Source organism: Burkholderia sp. Ac-20392 (genome assembly GCF_017104585.1).
Taxonomy (GTDB): domain Bacteria; phylum Pseudomonadota; class Gammaproteobacteria; order Burkholderiales; family Burkholderiaceae; genus Burkholderia; species Burkholderia lata.
In genome coordinates this window covers 1-2306 of the sequence record NZ_JAAGPB010000819.1, presented here as the reverse complement: position 1 = coordinate 2306, position 2306 = coordinate 1, and the positions used below count along the sequence as shown (strand labels likewise).

Annotated in this window: 2 protein-coding genes; both read left to right on the top strand. The window is 69.5% G+C overall.

Features of this window, described 5'->3' with window-relative positions:
• The coding region (locus G3N99_RS38615) for a class I adenylate-forming enzyme family protein (RefSeq protein ID WP_206125019.1) at positions 1-1288 on the top strand (1288 nt) is incomplete at its 5' end.
• Between the two features lie 25 nt (positions 1289-1313).
• Positions 1314-2306: a hypothetical protein gene (locus G3N99_RS38610; RefSeq protein ID WP_241012070.1), complete on the top strand. Its 993-nt coding sequence runs from the start codon at positions 1314-1316 to the stop codon at positions 2304-2306.

Genomic DNA, 2306 nt, shown 5'->3' with positions numbered 1-2306 from the left:
CTATTTCCTGTTCACGCTGCTCGCGTCGACGCTCGGCTGCCGGATCGTCCTGTGCGACCCGAAGATGCTGTCCGCCGCGCTGCGCCAGTACCGGCTCGATGCGCTCGCGGTCGTCGCGACCCGGTCGATCGCATGCGACGGGCTGCCCGTCGTCGTGCTCGACCCGGCGCTGGCCGAAGCCGAAGCATCCGGGCCCGACGCGTTCGCGTGGGCCGACGCCGGCGCGCCGCGCGCGCAGATCGTATTCATGACGTCGGGCACGACGAGCGCGCCGAAGCTGGTCGTCTACGACGAAGCGCAACTGGTCGAGAACGCGCTGGCCGTTGGCCGCTATCTGGGCGTGCAGCCCGGTGACGGCGTGCTGTGCATGTTCCCGACGCACTACATGTACGGCTTCTCCACGATGATGAACGGCCTGCTGGCCGGCGCGACCGTCTGGCTCGAACGGGCGTCGCTGACCGCGCACGAGGTGCTCGGCTACCTGGGCAGCGGCCGGATCCGCTTCGTGCCGCTGATCCGCAGCATTGCCGAGCGCGTGTGCGACCTGGCCGAGGTGACGCCGGGCATGCGGTTCGACGGCATCGTCGTGCTCAATGCATCCGACCGCATCTACGCGGCGCAGGTGCGCCGCCTGCTCGCGCTCGGCGCGTGCGTGTGGAACAACTTCGGCCAGACCGAATCGGGGCCGCGGATCTTCGCGCTGCCGCTCACGCCGGACGATCTGCCGCACGTCGATTCGTACTGCTTCGAGGGCGTCCTCGCGCCGGGCCGACCGATCGATCCGCGCATCGAGCTGTCGATCGTCGACGCGCAGGGCCGGCCGTGCGCCCCCGGCGAGCCCGGCCATCTGCTTTACCGCACGCCGTATGCGATGCACGGCTATCTGCTGCCGGACGGCAGCCTGCAGCGGTTCACGACGCTGGAATCCGGCGACCTGGTGTTCCGCCGCGACGACGGCGTGGTGTTCTGGGTCGGCCGCCGGGACGAGACGGTCAAGTGCAACGGCCGGCTGATCAACGTCAGCCTGCTGCACCAGCATTTCGACGCGTTCGACGACATCGCCAAGAGCTATTTTCTCGCCGATCCGCAGACCGGCGCGCTGACGGTGTTCGTCGTGCCCGGCCTGACGCCGGCCGGTGCGGAGGTGGATTTCAAGGCGCGCATCCTGAGCCGCTACCGGGCCGCGTTCCCGTTGTATCCGCGCATCGCCGACGTGCTGTTCGTCGACGACCTCCCGGTCACGAGCACCGGAAAGATCTCATTGCGTCTCCTGCGCGAAAGCGCGTGACCGCGGCCTGAACCTGGAGCCCACGATGTCCGACCGCACGACCCGCTTCGATTCCTCGGCCGTGAGCGAAGCGCTTTCGTACGATGCCCGCTATGCGCATGTGCTGCCGACGGGCGTGGCCAGCTACGCGGCGTTCCGCTCGCTGGTCGCGATCGAGACGGCCGACGACCTGAAGCGGCGCGTGCTGGACCGTCTCGATCACGACGGTCTGGCCGGCGCGACGTTCTACACCACGTCGGGCACGAGCGGCGAGGTCAAGCTGCTGCTCAACGCGCCGGCGCGCAAGCGGCCCGACACGACCTATGGCCGGGCGCTCGCTAACGCGCTGGCGGGAACGGCGCTCGCGCCGACGGACCGGGTGGCGAACCTGTTTACCGCCGGCGGTTTTTCCACGCTGTACGACGGCGTGAACCGGCTGCTGGAAGCGATCGGCGCGAACGTACTCCCGATCGGGCGGCTGGATGCCTACGGCGCCGATTTGCCCGCGATGCTGAACCTGATCGGCCGCGCCCGCCCCAACGTCCTGGTCGGTACGCCGACGAGCGTGCTGCAATGCCTGCGGCTGCTCGACGCGCACGGTGTCGATCTCGACGTCACGAAGATCCTCTACACCGGCGAGGCGTTCAACGAGCGCAAGCGCGCGATCGTGCGGCGGCGCTGGCGCGATGCCGCGTTCTTCGGGCTGTACGGCGCCACCGAAACGGGTTTTCTCGGCTATCACACGCCGCGCTGCGCGGAAGGGCATTACCACGTGCTCGACGACTGGTTCTTCCTCGAGGAGGAGGACGGGCAGCTCCTCGTGACGAGCCGCGCGAACCCCGGCCTCGCGATGCTGCGCTACCGGCTCGGCGATCGCGTGCGCGTCGGGCCGTCGGTGCGCTGCACGTGCGGCGCGGGCGGCTCGGTCGTCGTGCTGCAGGGCCGCGCGGATCAGCGCTTCAAGTTCGCGGGCAACCTGGTCAGCACCGAGCTGCTGGCGCAGCGGCTGGCGGCGTGCGTCGGCCGGCCGCTCGATTGA